Origin of the sequence: Streptomyces sp. DSM 40868, from assembly GCF_011820545.1 — a bacterium.
Classification (GTDB): domain Bacteria; phylum Actinomycetota; class Actinomycetes; order Streptomycetales; family Streptomycetaceae; genus Streptomyces; species Streptomyces eurythermus.
In genome coordinates, this window is the sequence record NZ_CP050504.1 from 8,682,121 (window position 1) to 8,697,956 (window position 15,836).

The following is a 15,836-nucleotide window of genomic DNA, read 5'->3' on the forward strand; positions in this document are numbered from 1 at the left end:
CGCGAGACTGTCAGTCCTCGCGGACGGGGCGCAGTGTCACCAGGTCGTCGCCGTCGCAGTAGGTGACCGGGCCTCCTTCGGAGCCGTGGCCGAACGCCTGGCAGTCCGATGTGCCCCTCCACAGGGCATGGCCCCGGTGGTCCAGCAGGAGCAGGCGGCGACCGTCCTGCCAGAAGCCCTGTGTGAGGGATCGTGCCGCGGGGCTCAGCCCATGCGGGCGGACCAATCGCCCGGTACTCGTGGACAGGAGTCGGTCCGGGCGGCCCGGCGCACGGACGATCGTATTCGCGGTGCCGTCGGTGACCAGGTACTCGCCCGGAGCCAGGCGCTGGAAGGGGCGCCGGGTGCCGAAGTAGGGATTGACGAGCAGGGCGCCTTCGGCGTCCGGCAGCACCATCGGGAAACCGACGGTCAGCGGGAGCGCGCGATCCCAGCGGCATCCGGTGTGCGGGTCGCGCGCGGCCTGGGGCTGGTCCCAGACGAAGTCGTACCGCCAGCCGCGGTCCCCCTCGCCGGATTCCGTCCCGCCGGCGAGGACGGTGGCGCGGCAGCTGCCCTCGGCCGGTGCGGTGACCAGGATGACGCGGTCGGCGGCCTTGATGACACGGTCGACGGTGCCGTCGGGTGGCCGCAGCGCCTTCAGCCAGTGCGGACCGCCGTCGTCGGGGTCGATGGTTCCGACACGATCGGGCGTGACCAGGTAGGGCTCGCAGCCGTCTCCGCCGCGGCCGTCGCCGCTGGTGGGCACGCCGGCCCCGCAGGCCTCCACGACCCGCACCGGTCCGGACACCGCGTGCGTCCATCGGAGTGCACCCGACCAGGCGTCCCGGCCGGTCAGATCGCAGGACCGGCGATGGCAGTCCGCCGTCAGCACCTCGCGGCCGTCCTCGGAGAGGAAGACCCGGCTGCCGGGCGGCAAGGCCTCCTGCCATGTCAGGAGCCCCCGCTCCGGGTCGAGCCGGGCGATCGCACTCGGCCCCCGGCGGCCGTCCCCGCCGCCGACGAGCACCACCTGGTGACCGCGGACGAACGCGGAGTGTGCGGCGCCGGGTCGGTGCGCGGTCAACGCGAACCCGGCCGGCAACGTCTGCCGCCAGCGCCTGTTCCCGGGGCCGGCCAGGCGGACCAGCGTGCGACCCTGGCCGAGCAGTCCCGCCGCGGGGGCGTTCAGTGTCCAGGTGCCATCAGGGCCCGGCCGCACCGGCAGCGCGACGCGCGAGGCCTCCTCGGGCACCGCCTCCCCGTCGCCGAACACCGGGGGCTGCGGGGCGACACAGCCCGCCAGCAGCAGCCCCGCCACAACGGCCTGCACCCCTCGCCGCCACCCATGCCTCATCGCGCGCCCCCCGGGATCCGCCTTCACGGTAGAACTCCCAAGAGGCGGCCACCACTTACCGGCCTGCTTCGTGACCACCCCGTAGCCGGCTTCCGGTCCTCGGCCGTCCCCGTGCCCTGCCGATGTCCAGGAGACCAGCGACCTCTTCGGGCACCTGCCCGGTCAGTTCAGCAGGGCGGCCGTGAACGCCTCGCGGTGGCCCACCAGCCACGCCTGCACGCGGTCCCAGCGTTCCCATCCGCCACGCTCGGCCAACGCCTGGAGATAGAGGGGGTCACCGTCGGCCACACGGCGGGCGACGAAGGCCCGGCAGACCTCCGTGGCCTGCTCGATGACGCCGGGCAACTCGGCGCGGTCCCCCGCCGGGAGCCCGTAGCCGTCGGCGAGGATCCGCAGCCGTGCGGGCGCCTCCAGCCCGGAGGGGTAGAGGGCGGCCGCGGATCCGGGGTCGAGCATGGGCACCCAATAGCGGGCGGTCATGGCGATGTCCCACAGGGGACGGCCCGGGGCCGCGAAGTCGAAATCGATCAGGGCGGCGGCCCGGCCGTCGCGGAAGACGACGTTGTCCGGGCACACATCGTTGTGGCACAGCGTCGTTCCCCCTTCCGGGTCGGCCAGGTCCCGGGGCCACTCGGCACGGGTGTCGACCGCGACGTCCGCGCCGGCGTCATGCAGGCGCCGCAGCAGACTCGCCACCGAAGCGAGGGCGGAACCCGTCATCGCCCAGTCGGGGAACGGCGGCAGAGGCACGTCCCCTGGGATGAACGTCAGTTGCTCGCGGCCGTCCGCGGTGAGACCGACGGGGCCCGGCGCCGCGTCGAAGCCGTGCTCCTTCAGCGCCAGGAGATGGGCGTGCAGGGCGCGCGCGTTGCGCGGTGCCGGGCGCTCGACCAGCGCACCGCGGCGGAACACCGCCCCCGCGTTCGCCATCCCGCCGGCCAGTGCCTCGCCCTCAGCCGTCATGACGCTCACGCTACCGCCGGATCGCCCCTGCGCGGACACGTCCGGTGGCCGGCTGTCGCCCGGAGCCGTCGGCCCCTTGTCCGAACAGGCGCTTGCCCTGTCGGGGTGCGGCGGGTTTCCTCAGAGGGAATCAGGCCACGCGGCGGTCGTGCGCCCTTCGGGCGCACACGGGATCCGTGCGGGCGTTGTACACGGGGGAGGGTCCATGAGGCAGAAGCTGTTTCTGATCGTCACCACAGTCGTGTTCGTAGCGGGCCTCGCGATGGGCGGCGTCACCGTGGGCGCGGCCGGAGCCGACGCCCACCCGGGCGGGCTGGCCGCGACGGGCTCCGACACGCAGCACTGCTGCTGAGCGCCGCTCACCCGGGAACCTGCCATCGGGCACGGCGCAGACGGCAAGGCCGGTCGGCGCCGGCCTCGTCGCCGTGTGTCAGTCGAAGAGGGCGATGACTCCGATCACCCAGATCGCGAGGAACGCGAGGACCGCCACCAGGCAGCCGGCGCCCAGCAGCACATCGCTCACCGACCACGGCTGGTGGGGCTCCTCGGACTCCTTCTCCAGGCCGTCCCGGTAGGAATCCGGGTCGTCCCAGTCGACGGCGCGCCCCAACTCCTCGGCGCACGCGGTCCGCACCGCCACCAGTTGACGCTCCGCGAAGGCGCCGGCGGCCAGCGCCTCGGGGCCGCGCCAGGCGAGGGCCTTCATCCGCCACGCCGGAGACTGGTACCGCGCCTCGAAGGCGGCGGTCTCCTCGGCATCCCGGTCCTCCTCCAGATACATCCAGCGTCCGGCCTCGGCCGCGTCGCCGTAGAGCCGGTACACCTCGGCCAGACGCCGGCGGAGCGTCAGGTCGTACGGGAAGGACGACACCAGACCGCGCAGACGCTGGCGCGCGAGGGGAACCCGGCCGGCGGCCAGGTCCGCGTCGACTCGGGCAAGGGTCTCACTCAGGGGCATGAACGTATGATCGGCCACCGCACCGAGTCACGGCGACCCGGTTTCGCGCTCAGCGCCCGCTCGTTCCCGACGGCATCGGCCGAACCCCGGCGAGACGGGTCAACGACGCTTACCGCACGGCCTCTTGGACCCTCCGCCGCACTTGTGACGGCCTTGTGACCGCGACTGTGACCTCCGCGACACACGGAAGGTGCGCACCCTGATGGGATGGCCGGATGCGCAGACCCGCTGACCTCCGCCGCCCTTCCGCCGCGCCCCTCCCCCTGCTGTCGGCCCTGGCCGCGACCGCCGTGCTGCTCACGGCGTGCGGGACGGAGCGCGCGGGGCCCGGGAGCACCGACGCCCGCGCGTCGGCGTCCCAGGAGGTCACGCGGATCGATGACCCGGGCAAGGACGGCGTACGGATCACCTCGCTGACCCTCCCGCCGGCCTCCCCCTCGCCCACCCGCAGCGGCTACCTCGTCTCCGCCGACAAGCTCCCCACGGACTCGGACTCGGGGATCTCCGCGACGTACGAGGTCACCAACGACGGCACCGAGACCTGGACCTACTCGGTCGTCTTCACCTTCGTCAGCGCCGACGGCGGAGCCATGGCCAACCAGACCGAGACCGTACGCGACGTCGGCCCGGGACAGACCGTACGCGGCACGGTCCGGGCCGGACACCTGCCGCCGTCCACGCCGCGGGTGACGGGCGCCAAGGTGTTCCAAGTGACCAAGGTCCCCGCGGGCGAGGCACCGGCCGCACCGGGCACGTGTCCCGCCTCCGGCATCCGGGTCAGCGCCGACCAGGGCGAAGCGGCCATGGGACTGCGCGTCGTGGGCCTGCACCTCGACAACTGCGGCAAGCACGCCTACACCGTCGAGGGTTACCCACTGCTGGAACTCCTGGACGACGAACTCCGGCACGTCGACGGCGTCCGGATCCTCCACGGCAGCGGTGAGATCACCACCGGCGCCGGGCCCGACGAACCGCCCCGGCCCGTCAGGCTGAACCCCGGCGAGTCGGCGACCGCCGGCCTGGTCTGGCGCAACACCACCGAACTCGGCACGCCGGTGAACGTGCCCCATGTCCGGGTCCGGGCGCAGGCGGGCGCCGACCCGGTGACAGTGACCCCGCATCTCGACCTCGGAACCACCGGAAAGCTCGGAGTCAGACCGTGGAAGAAGGCGGAACCCCAGGAACCGCCCGCCGGAAGGCAGACGGATAGTCCTTGAGCGAGTGACCGGCTGTCCACCCTCGGGACTCTGCCTTGGAGACGTCCAGGACGACGGAGTGCGCGAGTTGGTCGACGGCGTACCGGGTGAGCGGTGGCTCCGCGTGCGGGCGTAGCCGGGCCAGGGCCTGGACGGCGCCCGCCGCGGCCTGGGCCGCCGCCAGGGGGACGTGGCCGATGCGCGCCCGTACGCCGTGGGCGCGCAGGACCGTCCGGATCGCCTCGTCCCGGTCGTACGGCGCAGGGTCGGCGATGTTGTACGCCCCCGGCGGCCAGCCGGCCGCCGTCAGGCAGGCGTCGGCGAGGTTCTCGACGGCGGTCAGGCTGAGCCGGACACTGGGCCCCGGCAGCAGGAGCAGCCCGCGGCGGACCCGGGACAGCAGCCGGGGCACCAGGTGCGGATCCCCCGCGCCGTAGACGGCGCGTGGCCGCAACACCACGGCGCCCGCGGCGAGCGCCAGCGCCTCCCCGGCGGCCTTGGTGCGCCCGTAGGCGTTCAGGTGGCCGCGCACCGGATGGTCCTCGGCGATGCGGGAACGCCCGGGACCGGGCGCGTAGACGCTGGCACTGCTCACCCACACCACCGGCCGGCCCTCGGCCGCCGCCAGCAGCCGTGCCGTGCCGTCGACGTTCACGGCGTGCATGGCGGCCTCGGCCGGGGAGCCGGGCACCGGGTCGCCGACGGCCGCCGCGCAGTGCACGACGAGGTCGGCACCCGACAGGTCCGGGACCTCGCGCGCGGCGTCCCAGGGGATGTGCCGGCCGACCGGGCCGGGACGCCGCCCGAGACACAGGACGTCGGCGCCGCGCGCGGCGGCCGTCGTGGCGACGTGCGAGCCGCAGAAGCCGCTCGCCCCGGTGACGGCGATCGTGGTCATCGGTTCTCCGGGGAGCGACGGGCGCCGGACGCCCGGACGGTGAGGGAGCGCCAGCCCGGCAGGGCCGCGCCCCTGTCCACGCGGGCACGCCGGACGGTGGGCCGGTGCGGGGAGATCGGAAGGGCGTCGTCGAGCTGTGCGCGGGCCAGGCGGGCACCGGGACAGGCGTGGGCGCCGGCCCCGAAGACGAGCTGCGCCACGGCGGGCGGAGCCGGGTGCCGGGCGTCCGGTGGCTGGTCGTGGGCCCGTACGGCGTGCCGTGCCACCAGGATCAGGCGGTCCCCGGCCCGTACCGGGCAGCCGCCCAGGTCGGCGTCGGCCGCCGCCACGCGGGGCAGCAGCGGGGACGGGGCGATCACCCGCAGCAACTCGCCCACCAGAGCCGGGCGGAGCCGGTCGTCGGCCGCCTGCTCCCACAGCCCCGCGTCGGCGCACCAGGCGGCGGCGCGCGGGAGGGCCGCGACCGTGGTGTTGACGGCGGCGACCGCGAGCACGGCCCGCAGGGCCGGTTCCGCCGCCGCACCGGAGGCCGGGGCGAGCAGCGCCTCCAGCTGCGCCGCCGCCGCCCTGGCCGCGTCCGCGGTGCCCGGCGGGCGGGGGCCGGGCAGGTGGTCGCGTACGGCGGCGGCCGCCGCCTCGGCGGCCGCCGAGGCGATGCCTTCCGGGTCGCCGGTGGCGCCCAGCAGCGCGCGGACGGTGGCGCCGGCCAGTTCCCGGGCCAGCGGTACGAGATCGACCTCGCGGCCCGTGCCGAGCGGCGCGAGACGGCGGTGCAGGACGCCCTGCCACACCGGGCGCAGCCGCTCCACCCCGGCCGCGCCGAGCTCGTCGGCGACCGTGCGCCGGGTGGCGCGGTGGCCGGAGCCCTCCTGGTCGAACAGCGTGCCGCCCGTGGCCAGGTCACGGGCGGCACCGCCGGTGGTGCCGGCGGCGGTGCGGTCCAGCGGGACACGGGTGAGGGCCTGCCGGTAGGGCCCGGTGCCGTGCACCAGCACCGCCGCGCCGACACGGGTGACCTCGCGGCGGCGGGCGGCGGCGAGAAGGGCGAACAGCACGGGGTGGGAACGGGTGTACACGCGCCGGTCGCGGCGGCGGGCGCGGGCCAGGGACGGGGACGGTCGGTCGGTCAACGGACGTGCACCTGCTCGGGGTCGGCGGGCCGCTCGCGGCGGTCCCGGCACCACAGCACGGAGCCCTGCCCGGTGAGGCGGCCGGAGCCGGAGTGGGATCCGAGGTGGCGGGCGGCGAGGCGCGCGGTCGCGGCGCGGTCGGGCTTCAGGGAGCGGCCGGACAGCGGGATGCCGGCGAGCAGCACCGCGTCCGGCCGGGCGGCACCCATGCGCTCCAGCGGTCCGGCCAGCGCCGACCGCAGCGCGGCACGGTCCGCCCCGGGGCCCGGCTGGACGACGGCGACCAGGCGTTCGTCACCGTCGCCGGCCGGTACGCCCACGAGCAGGGCCAGTTCGACGCCCGGTACGTGCAGCGCCGGCTCGTACAGCCCCGGGTAGATGTTCTCCGCGCGCCGCAGGACCATGTCCTTGCGGCGGCCCTCCAGCACGATCCGGCCGCCGTCCAGGCGTGCCCGGTCGCCGGTGGCGACCCAGGGGTCCGGGTCCTCGCCCAGGTAGCGGTCGCGGGCGGCGGGGCCGGACAGCAGAAGTTCCCCGGAGGCATCCGTCCTGGCCGCCACGCCGGGCAGGGGGACGCCGACCAGGTCCCCCTCGCCGGTGAAGGCGGCCTTGTCGGCCTGCTCGACCGCCGCGGCCGGGAACAGCTCGGTCAGCGCGTAGACGCCCCACGCCTCCTGGGCGCCCGCGCGCTTGACGCGGGTGAGCAGCTCGGCGCTCGCGGGAGCCGACCCGGTCCACACCCGCCCGCCGAGCCGGCCGCCCTCCGCCAGCAGCCTCCTCAACTGAGGGGGCGTCAGATAGGTGGCCTGCGGTGCCAGCCGGCGCAGTTGACGGGACAGCACGCGCGCGGAGCGGGCGGGCAGCGCGACCGGTGCCCCGCTCGCGAGGGACGGCACGAGGACGAAGAAGGTGCCGCCGAGGACGGGCCGCCCGGCCTCGGGCCGTACCAGCTCGGTCACCGTGGCCATGCCGGCGGCGAGCGAGGAGCGGGTGTGCACCACCGCGCGGGGCCGGGCGGTGGTGCCCGAGGTGAACACGATGACCGCGTCACCGTCCCCGTCCACCGCGGGCGGCAGCGCCACGGCCCGCGCGTCCGTGTCCAGGACCGGGGCGCAGCCGGGCAGCCGGGGCCCCACCGTGGCCACCGGTCCCAGCTCGGAGAGGTCCGGCAGGGCCAGCCGGGCCCGGCTGGCGAGCGGTCGGGCCCATCCGGCGACCGCCTGGGCGGTGGCGTCGGCGAGGACGACGTCGGGACGGGCCAGGGCGAGCCGGGCGCGCAGCACGTCCGGGCCGGCGCCCGGGTCGAGCACCGCGGCCCGCGCGCCGAGCCGGTGCACGGCGAGCATCACGGCCAGCGCCCGGGGCCCCGGCCGTACGGCGACGCCCACGGTGGCACCGGGTGCGATGCCCCGGGCGTGCAGGGCGGCGGTGTAGCGGTCGGCGAGGCCGGTCAGGTCGCCGGAGGTGGCCTTGACGCGTACGGCCCCGGTGCGGGTGGTGCCGAGGACGGCGGGCCGGTCCGGGTGGCGCCGCAGGGTGTGGGCGAGGGTGTCGAGCATCAGCGCGGGTCCTCCCCGTGGCGGCCCGGGCCCTTGTCGAGGTACCAGCGGGCGGTGCCGACGAGGCCGTAGGCGCGCAGCCGGCGGGTGGAGTTCTCCACGACCATGTCGCGGGCGTGGACGATGGCGGTGGTGTGGCGGCGCACCCGGTTCAGGAAGAGCCGGTCGGTGGGGGAGGGGCGGCGCGGCATCCCGCCGACGGCTTCGTAGAGCGCGGCGGTGACGGCCATGTTGTTGCCGGCGTGCATCCGGTACGGGACGAGGTAGCCGTGGCGGCGGTGGTGGGCGGGCCGTATCCGCCCGAAGAACGCGGCCGCGCGGACCAGGGCGCGGAAGGCGGCCCGTCCGAGCGGACCGTGCTCGTCGCGGCGCGCGTCGACGCGTCCGCACACCAGGCCCGCGCCGCGCCGCAGGGCGTCGCGGGCGCCGGCCGTCCAGCCGGGGCGCGGCAGGCAGTCGGCGTCGGTGCGGGCCAGCAGCGTCGCCCCGTGCTCGATCGCGTACCGGAAGCCGGTGTCCACCGCGCAGCCCACCCCTTTCTCCGGTTCGCTGAGGACGTGGACCGGGAACGGCGCCCAGCGGGCGAAGTCGTACGCGATCGCGGCGGTGCCGTCGGTGGAGGCGTTGTCCACGACCACGAGGGTGAAGTCACGGTCACGCTGGGCCGCGAGCGCGTCCAGCGTGGCACCGATGCGCCCGGCCTCCTGGTGCGCGGGCACCACCACCCACAGGGCGCTCATGCCTTCTCCCACACCATCGTCATGATGCTCACGCCGCCGCCCAGGCCCACGAACAGCACCCGGTCGCCGGGAAGCAGCCCCTCGTGCACCCGGTCGAGTTGCACACCGAGGGTGGCGCTCGCCATGTTCCCCAGCTCGGGGACGGTGACGACGAGCCGGTCCCGTGGCACGCCGGTGAGTTCCACGAACCGCTCCAGATACGGCACGGTGACCTGGTGCACCAGGATGTGCCGGAAGTCGCTCCACGCCAGACCTGTGCGGTGCCGCATCCGGTCGAGCACCGATGTGCCGACCTTCTCGAACACCTCGCGCAACTCGCCGCCGTCACCGTGGAAGTACGTGTGCTCGTCCCCGCGGGGATGGCGCGAACCGCCGCCGAAGATGCCCCCGACCGACCAGTGCTCGGAGTGCGTCTCGGTGTCCACGTCGAGGATGCCGCCCCGCTCCACCGCCTCCAGGACGACCGCGGCCCCGGCGTCGCCGAAGGTGTAGCCCGCGAACCCGTCCCGGAGCTGGCCGAGCCCGGACGGGTCGTGCCGCACCGCGCGGCTGGGCGTCTCCCCGGTGACGACCAGGGCGCGTCGGGCCCGGCCGGCGAGGATCATCGCGCGTGCCGTGTCGATGCCGTTGACGAAGCTGTTGCACGCGTTGGTCACGTCCAACGCGTGAGCACGGGAACCGAGTTCGGCCTGGACGATGTGCGCGGTCGCCGGTTCGACCACGTCCCGCGAGGCGGAGGCGAAGACCAGCAGGTCCACGTCGTACGGGGCGAGCCCGGCCCGGTCCAGCGCGACGCGGGCCGCCCGCACCGCGAGCGTCGAGGCGTACTCGCCCTCCGCGACCGCCCGGCGGGAGACGATGCCGGTGGCCCGTTCGAACAACCGGGCCGGCAGGGACAGCCCGGAGGCCGCGGCGATCCGCTCCCGCAGCTGCCGGGACGTCACTTCCCGCCCCGGCAGACAGGAAGCCACCGCGGTGATGCCCGCCCGGCGCGCCGGGCCGTGAGCAGCGTGGTCTATGTGCATGAACGGGACGCTACGAGCGGACCACGGCAGCGGGCCTGAGCACGGGTACTCACCCGGCATGGGTGAAAACGACCACCGGGACAGGGGCGGTCGCACCCACTGCCGAGCCCGGGGGGAGGCTCGCGGACTCCTGGTCCGGTCCGTGCCGTGGGCGGCCTGGAGGCGATCTGTCGGTGGCCATGGGTGGTTTGTCGGTGGTTTGTCGGTCGGCGGGGGGAGGTTGGTGACCGCCGGGTGTCCGCCCGGCGGTCCGGACTCGGAAGGAAACCCCCATGGCTGTTGATGTCACGATCATCGGTGCCGGACTCGGCGGTCTCATGCTCGCGCGTGTCCTGCGTGTGCACGGGATACCGGCCACGGTCTACGAGGCGGAGCCCTCCCCGGCCGCGCGCTCGCAGGGAGGGATGCTCGACATCCACGACTACAACGGGCAACTCGCCCTGAAGTCGGCCGGACTGATGGACGAGTTCGGCGGACTCGTCCTGGAGGGCCGTCAGGCGATGCGGCTCCTGGACCCGGACGGGACGGTCCTGTTCGACAAGGCCGACGACGGTACGGGAGGACGTCCCGAGGTGCTGCGCGGCGAACTGCGGCAGATGCTGCTCGACTCGCTCCCGCCCGGAACCGTCCGGTGGGGGCACAAGGCCGTCCGCGTCCGCTCCCTCGGCGGGGGCCGGCACGAGGTGGTGTTCGCCGACGGCGGCACCGTCGTCACGGGCCTGCTGGTCGGCGCGGACGGCGCGTGGTCACGGGTGCGGCCGCTGCTGTCCGCCGCCACACCCCGGTACACCGGCAAGTCGGTCGTCGAGACCTACCTCTTCGACGCCGGCACCCGCCACCCGGCCACCGCGCGAGCCGTCGGCGGCGGAGCGATGATCGCGCACACGCCCGACCGGGACATCTTCGCCCACCGGGAGAAGGACGACACCCTGCACGCCTACGTGGGGCTGACCGAACCGGAGGACTGGTTCGCCGCCATCGACTTCACCGACGCCGCCGCGGCCACCGCACGGATCGCCCGCGAATTCGACGGCTGGGCACCGGAACTCACCGCGCTGATCACCGACAGCGACACCGCACCCGTCCTGCGCCGCCTCTACGCCCTGCCGGCCGGGCACCGCTGGGACCGGGTGCCGGGGGTGACCCTGATCGGCGACGCCGCCCACCTGGCCGCCCCGAACGGCGAGGGCGCCAACCTGGCCATGCTCGACGGTGCCGAACTCGGCGAAGCCCTCGCCGCGCACCCCGACGACGCCGAGGCCGCGCTGAGCGCCTACGAGCGGGCCATGTTCCCCCGCAGCGCCGAGGCCGCCACCATGGAAGGCGGCGGCGCCGACGACCCCACACCCCACGACCTGATCGCCGCGTTCTCCCGGCCCGAGGAGTCCCCCCAGGACGCCACGCGGAGTTGACGCAGGAGACCCCGGCAGCGTCGCCGCGCTGTCCGTACCGCTTCGCAACGGACCGGCGTCCAGGCGGTGGTGGCCGCGACGCTGCCGGGGGAGCCCGCTACAGCCCCTCGACGGGCGGGATGTCGAACTGCGCCTCGACGGCCCGGAACACCAACTCCCAGCCCTTGGCCTCGGTGTTCGTGTGCACGGCTATCGTCTGCTCGCCGTCGGGAGTGCCGACGACGACCAGGTGGGAGCCGTACATACTGCCGGCCATGCCACGCAGCCGCAGTCCGCCGGTCATCGCCGGGTCCAGTTCGAACACGCCCAGACCGTAAGCGGAATGGGGCATCCAGTGGCCGCCCCCGGTGGAGACCGTGGTCCACATCTCGCGGTGCTGCTCGGCCGGCAGCAGACGGCCGGAGGCGAGCGCGCCGAACGCCTCGATCATGTCTCCGGTCGTGGAGACGACGTTCCCGGCGGACCAGCCCCAGGAGGTGTTGAAGTCGGTGATGTCGAGAGGAGGCAGGCCCGGCTCCTCCAGCATCGACTGCCAGTTCTCCGTGGTCACGTCCGCGGGGTCGACACCGTCCCGCAGGAACAGGCCCGTGTACGCCCTCGGATGCGGCTCCGGGTAACCGGTGTCCTCGGCGGGGCGCACATAGGTGTGGGTCAGGCCGAGCGGATGGGTGACGGCGCGCGCGACCTCCTCCGCGTAGCCGTTGCCGGTGACCTTCTCGATGATCAGGCCGGCGAGGTAAAAACCGCCGTTGGAGTAGGCGAAGGCCGCTCCGGGTTCGTGCAGCGGGGGCTGGGACACCGCGAGCCGCAGCAGTTCGTCCGTGGTCCAGATGTCGTGGCGGTGCGCGGCGAACGCGGAACGGGTGGCGTAACGGCGTGTCAGCTCCGGAGCGAGTCCGGTGATGAACAGCCCGCTGGTGTTGCCGAGCAGATGCCTGAGGGTGATCCTGCCGCCGTCGTAGCCGTTGACGTCCAGCACACCGGGCAGCCACTTCTCCACCGGATCCTCGATGCTCAGCCTGCCCTCGGCCTCCAGCCGCAGCACCGTGGCCGCCGTGAAGGCCTTGCCGGCGCTGCCGACGTGCAGGTGTTCGCCCTTCTCGCGCGGCCGGCCGGACTCCAGGTCGGCCACCCCGGCGGAGCCGAACCAGGTGCCGTTCGCGTCGCGGACCTCGGCGACGATGCCGGGCACGCCCAGCTCGGCCACCGCCCGGTCCAGCATCCGCTGGACCTTCTCGCGCCCGGTGCTCGCGGAGTTCGTCATGTCGTTCTCCTCCTCACGGGCGCCGCCGAGCCCCCTGTCCGGCCCCGCCGCCCGCCCGTTCCTCGGTACGCGGACGACGATGCCGACCGGTGATGACAAAACCCTGATCGGGTGCTGAAAGACCGTACGGCCCGCTGTCAGGAGCCGTCGGCCACCCGCCGCAGCCGGTCGAGCGCCTCCTGCCGCGGCATGGACGCGCCCCGGCCGTACGCCGCGGCATACCTCGCGCGGCCCAGCCGTCGCACGAGTTCCGCGACGAGATCGCGCAGCTCCGGGTCACCGGCGTCGAAGACACCACGGACGACCTCACTCATGCCGAGCGCGCCGGCCGCGCCGGCCGGATCCCCCTCAGCCAGCAGCACCCCCGCCAGCTGCTGGGCGGCCGGAGCGGGATCCCGGTGGGCGAAAGCCCCCCGGACGGCCCTGGGCAGCAGCTCACGCGCCCGTACGGCATCGCCCGCCGCCAGCAGGTTCGCCACCCGTGCCGGTGTGACCCAGTCCCGCACGGTCTCGTCGGACAGGGCGGCCTCCCGGCCGAGCTCCTCCATCCGGTCCAGCTGCGGCCCGGCCCGCTCCGGCTCCCCCGCGCGCCGGTGCCACTCGGCCCGGCAGGCCAGGGCCGCCAGCCTCATGAAGTCGTCACCGCGGTCCCGGGCCGCCTGCTCGGCCGCGTCGATGTCGTGCCGCGCACCGGCCAGGTCACCGCCGCGGATCCGCTCGCCGGCGAGTGCGAGCCGGGCCTGGATCTCGTCCCGGGGGACGAGGGCGAGCCCGCGCCGATACGCGGCGATCGCCTCGCGATGCCTGCCCTCGACGGAGCGGACCCGTGCCACGCCCGCCAGCGCCATCGCCGTGCACAAGCGGTCGCCCGCCGCCTCGAACTCGCGCAGGGCGCCGGCCGCCGCACCCGCCAGGCCCGCCCAGTCGCCACGTTCGTGCCGCGCGAACGCCTCCACCAGGAACGTACAGGCCACGGCCCACCGGTCCCGGCGCCCGCGCACCTCGCGGACCAGGCGGCGCACCACATCGTCCAGACCCACCAGAGAACCCATCGGAAGCGTCACCAGGAGCAGCATCGGATAGCGCTCCAGAGCCCCGGTGCGCGCGCAGTCCTCGAGCACGGCACGCACCCGTTCGGCGGCGGGGGCGGCCTCGCCGTCGCCGGCCGCGAGGCGGAGGGCGGCGAAGGCGGCCCGCGCGTCCTCGGGCAGCGAGTCGCCCAGCCCGCAGACCCCGGCCACCAGGGCTTCGGCACGCGCGTCATAGCGCAGCGCGTTCCAGTACCAGTACAGCGGGGCGAGAAGCCGGGCCGCGGCGTCCGCGTCCCGTCCGTCGACGGCCGCCCGCAGCGCGAACACCAGGTTGTCGTACTCGGCTGTGAACAGCGCGAACGACGCCTCCTGCCGGGCGGAGCGCAGCAGCGGCTCGTGCTCTTGGGCGACGTCGGCGAAGTGCCGGACCAGACGGCCCCGGACCGCTTCCCGCTCGCCCGCCCGGAGCAGTCGCTCCGCCGCGTACGCCCGGACGGTCTCCAGCATCCGGTAACCGTCGCCGACCCGCTCCACGAACGACTTGTCGACCAGCGAACCGAGGACATAGACGACATCCCCGGCGGGCAGCGTCCCGCCCGCACAGACCGCCTCGACGGTGTCGGCCCCGGTCGGGGCGGGGAAGACGGCCATACGCCGGGCCAGCGTCCGCTCCTGGCCGGTCAGCAGCTCCCAGCTCCACTCGATCACCGCGTGCAGCGTGCGCTGACGGGGCTGGGCCGCCCTGTTGCCCGTGGCCAGCAGCCGGAACCGGTCGTCGAGCCGCTGTGCGATCTGCCCGGCGGTCATGGACCGCAGCCGGGCCGCGGCCAGTTCGAGGGCGAGCGGCAGTCCGTCCAGCCTCCGCACCACCTCGCCGACCGCTGCCAGGGTGGGCCCGTCGAGGGTGAAGCCGGGCCGTACGGCCGTCGCCCGGTCCACGAAGAGCCGCACGGCGGCCGACGCGGCGGCCTCGGCCGGGTCCGCCCCCGGGCGGGGGAGGGGCAGCGGACCGATGCGGCACAGCGCCTCGCCCAGGACCTGGAGGGGTTCCCTGCTGGTGGCCAGGACGGTCAGGCGCGGGCGCCGCTCCAGCAGGTACTGCGCCAACTCGGCTACGACGTCGACCACATGCTCACAGTTGTCCAGCACGAGCACGGCCTCGCCGCCCCCGAGCAGATCGGCCACCCGCTCCCTCGGCTCCGCGCGGCTGTCGGCGGGCGGCCGCGCCGCGTTCGGGGTACTGAGCGCGCCCAGGACCGCGTCGACCACGCTCTCCGGGCCGTGCGCCGCGGCCAGCGGCACGAACCACAGCCGGCCCTGGCGACGGGTGCGGTGTCTGCTGACCGCCTCCATGGCCAGCCGTGTCTTGCCGGCCCCGCCGGGGCCGATGACCGTGACCAGTCGGTTGGCGTCCATCAGCCCGTCGAGCAACGCCAGTTCACCGTCCCGGCCGACGAACGAGGTCAGCGGCGCGGGCAGACGGCCGGGGGCCGGCCCGGAGCGTACGGCGGACGGCCTGTGTTCGCCGCGCAGCACCGCCAGGTGGGCCTCACGCAGTTCCACCGAGGGATCGACACCCAACTCGTCGGCCAGTCTGCCCCGCACTTCCTCGAAGACGGCCAGCGCGTCGGACTGCCGGCCCGCCGCCATCAGCGCCCGCATGCGCAGCGCGGCCGGCCGCTCCCGCAACGGATGGTCCGCCGACGCCGCCTCCAGATCGGCCAGGACCCCGGTGTGGTCGCCGAGCCGCAGCCGCGCGTCGCAGTGGTCCTCCAGCGCCGCGAGCCGCAGTTCCTCCAGCCGGGCCACGACGGGGCCGGCGAACGGGGCCTGCCGTACGTCGGCCAGCGCGGGCCCACGCCACAGCGCGAGCGCCTCGCCGAGCAGGGAGACCGCCTCCTCGGGAGACCCCGCGGCGAGTTCCCGGCCGCCCCGCGCCGCCAGTGCCTCGAAGCGGGCGGCGTCCACCCGCTCCTCCGGTACCGCGAGCCGGTAGCCGGCCGCCGCCGACTCCAGCACGCCACGGGCGGGCAGCGCCCTGCGCAGCCGGTACACCAGCGCGTGCAGCGAATTGAGGGCGTTCACGGGAGGCCGCGTGCCCCACAGGCTGTCGATGAGCACGCCGGGCGTCAGGACGTCACCCGCCGCCAACGCGAGCCGGCCCAGCAGCATGCGCGGTCTCGGTCCCCCGACGCCGACCGGCCTGCCGTCCCCGTCGAGGGCCTGGACCGGCCCGAGCAGCGCTATCCGCATTTCCACCGAGCCAGTATCGGCAACGCACGGGGGACCGGCAGCCGTTGCGGGGGATCACCCGGCGCCGGACC

Annotated in this window: 13 protein-coding genes; 3 read left to right on the plus strand and 10 right to left on the minus strand. The window is 75.0% G+C overall.

Translation table 11 applies throughout. From position 1 onward, the window contains the following. Positions 1 to 10: 10 nt before the first annotated feature. Both HB370_RS39120 and HB370_RS39125 read right to left on the minus strand, forming a co-directional pair. A complete protein-coding gene (locus HB370_RS39120; protein WP_106980697.1) occupies positions 11 to 1,312 on the minus strand; it encodes a PQQ-binding-like beta-propeller repeat protein in 1,302 nt (433 codons plus the stop codon). A 186-nt stretch (positions 1,313 to 1,498) separates the two neighbouring features. Then, a complete protein-coding gene (locus HB370_RS39125) occupies positions 1,499 to 2,299 on the minus strand; it encodes a phosphotransferase (RefSeq protein WP_030785665.1) in 801 nt (266 codons plus the stop codon). 205 nt (positions 2,300 to 2,504) lie between these two features. Between HB370_RS39125 and HB370_RS39130 the strand changes: the two genes are divergently transcribed. Beyond that, positions 2,505 to 2,651, plus strand: coding sequence for a hypothetical protein (locus HB370_RS39130; RefSeq protein WP_157855585.1), 147 nt, complete (start codon positions 2,505 to 2,507; stop codon positions 2,649 to 2,651). Between the two features lie 78 nt (positions 2,652 to 2,729). On the opposite strand, the gene HB370_RS39135 is transcribed toward HB370_RS39130, so the two are convergent. Beyond that, on the minus strand, positions 2,730 to 3,257 hold the full coding sequence (locus HB370_RS39135; RefSeq protein WP_030785663.1) for a DUF6584 family protein: 528 nt from the start codon (positions 3,255 to 3,257) through the stop codon (positions 2,730 to 2,732). Positions 3,258 to 3,472: 215 nt separating this feature from the next. Here HB370_RS39135 and HB370_RS39140 point away from each other — a divergent pair, with 215 nt between their 5' ends. Then, a complete protein-coding gene (locus HB370_RS39140; RefSeq protein ID WP_051815805.1) occupies positions 3,473 to 4,474 on the plus strand; it encodes a DUF4232 domain-containing protein in 1,002 nt (333 codons plus the stop codon). Here the strand turns inward: HB370_RS39140 and HB370_RS39145 are convergent. The 5 genes from HB370_RS39145 to HB370_RS39165 are packed head-to-tail and all read right to left on the minus strand — an operon-like array spanning position 4,410 to position 9,805. Beyond that, entirely contained in the window at positions 4,410 to 5,351 is a 942-nt protein-coding gene (locus tag HB370_RS39145; protein ID WP_037702129.1) for an NAD(P)-dependent oxidoreductase, read from the minus strand. The two genes, HB370_RS39140 and HB370_RS39145, sit on opposite strands and share 65 nt — an antisense overlap. Further along, positions 5,348 to 6,481, minus strand: coding sequence for a cytochrome P450 (locus tag HB370_RS39150; RefSeq protein WP_208974482.1), 1,134 nt, complete (start codon positions 6,479 to 6,481; stop codon positions 5,348 to 5,350). Before HB370_RS39150 ends, HB370_RS39145 begins: the two co-directional genes overlap by 4 nt. Further along, the gene (locus HB370_RS39155; RefSeq protein ID WP_078637589.1) at positions 6,478 to 8,040 is read right to left on the minus strand and encodes a class I adenylate-forming enzyme family protein; all 1,563 of its coding nucleotides are present in this window, start codon (positions 8,038 to 8,040) and stop codon (positions 6,478 to 6,480) included. Before HB370_RS39155 ends, HB370_RS39150 begins: the two co-directional genes overlap by 4 nt. Next, positions 8,040 to 8,780, minus strand: a complete 741-nt coding sequence (locus tag HB370_RS39160; RefSeq protein WP_030785647.1) for a glycosyltransferase family A protein — start codon at positions 8,778 to 8,780, stop codon at positions 8,040 to 8,042. Before HB370_RS39160 ends, HB370_RS39155 begins: the two co-directional genes overlap by 1 nt. Beyond that, complete coding sequence (locus HB370_RS39165; RefSeq protein ID WP_051815803.1) at positions 8,777 to 9,805, minus strand: ketoacyl-ACP synthase III; 1,029 nt, start codon at positions 9,803 to 9,805, stop codon at positions 8,777 to 8,779. The genes HB370_RS39160 and HB370_RS39165 overlap by 4 nt, the downstream gene beginning before the upstream one ends. A 272-nt stretch (positions 9,806 to 10,077) precedes the next feature. On the opposite strand from HB370_RS39165, the gene HB370_RS39170 reads away from it, so the two are divergent. Then, entirely contained in the window at positions 10,078 to 11,217 is a 1,140-nt protein-coding gene (locus HB370_RS39170; RefSeq protein WP_030785640.1) for an NAD(P)/FAD-dependent oxidoreductase, read from the plus strand. Positions 11,218 to 11,314: 97 nt separating this feature from the next. On the opposite strand, the gene HB370_RS39175 is transcribed toward HB370_RS39170, so the two are convergent. Together HB370_RS39175 and HB370_RS39180 are read right to left on the minus strand one after the other, a co-directional pair. Beyond that, on the minus strand, positions 11,315 to 12,481 hold the full coding sequence (locus HB370_RS39175) for a serine hydrolase domain-containing protein (protein ID WP_037702123.1): 1,167 nt from the start codon (positions 12,479 to 12,481) through the stop codon (positions 11,315 to 11,317). A 137-nt stretch (positions 12,482 to 12,618) separates the two neighbouring features. Next, complete coding sequence (locus HB370_RS39180; RefSeq protein ID WP_030785627.1) at positions 12,619 to 15,765, minus strand: BTAD domain-containing putative transcriptional regulator; 3,147 nt, start codon at positions 15,763 to 15,765, stop codon at positions 12,619 to 12,621. Positions 15,766 to 15,836: the final 71 nt, after the last annotated feature.

Excerpts from the sequence above, each read along its gene's own strand:
- HB370_RS39125 (WP_030785665.1), bottom strand. The coding sequence starts at position 2,299 with ATGACGGCTGAGGGCGAGGCACTGGCCGGCGGGATGGCGAACGCGGGG.
- HB370_RS39130 (WP_157855585.1), top strand. The coding sequence starts at position 2,505 with ATGAGGCAGAAGCTGTTTCTGATCGTCACCACAGTCGTGTTCGTAGCG.
- HB370_RS39135 (WP_030785663.1), bottom strand. The coding sequence starts at position 3,257 with ATGCCCCTGAGTGAGACCCTTGCCCGAGTCGACGCGGACCTGGCCGCC.
- HB370_RS39140 (WP_051815805.1), top strand. The coding sequence starts at position 3,473 with ATGCGCAGACCCGCTGACCTCCGCCGCCCTTCCGCCGCGCCCCTCCCC.
- HB370_RS39145 (WP_037702129.1), bottom strand. The coding sequence starts at position 5,351 with ATGACCACGATCGCCGTCACCGGGGCGAGCGGCTTCTGCGGCTCGCAC.
- HB370_RS39155 (WP_078637589.1), bottom strand. The coding sequence starts at position 8,040 with ATGCTCGACACCCTCGCCCACACCCTGCGGCGCCACCCGGACCGGCCC.
- HB370_RS39160 (WP_030785647.1), bottom strand. The coding sequence starts at position 8,780 with ATGAGCGCCCTGTGGGTGGTGGTGCCCGCGCACCAGGAGGCCGGGCGC.
- HB370_RS39165 (WP_051815803.1), bottom strand. The coding sequence starts at position 9,805 with ATGCACATAGACCACGCTGCTCACGGCCCGGCGCGCCGGGCGGGCATC.
- HB370_RS39170 (WP_030785640.1), top strand. The coding sequence starts at position 10,078 with ATGGCTGTTGATGTCACGATCATCGGTGCCGGACTCGGCGGTCTCATG.
- HB370_RS39175 (WP_037702123.1), bottom strand. The coding sequence starts at position 12,481 with ATGACGAACTCCGCGAGCACCGGGCGCGAGAAGGTCCAGCGGATGCTG.
- HB370_RS39180 (WP_030785627.1), bottom strand. The coding sequence starts at position 15,765 with ATGCGGATAGCGCTGCTCGGGCCGGTCCAGGCCCTCGACGGGGACGGC.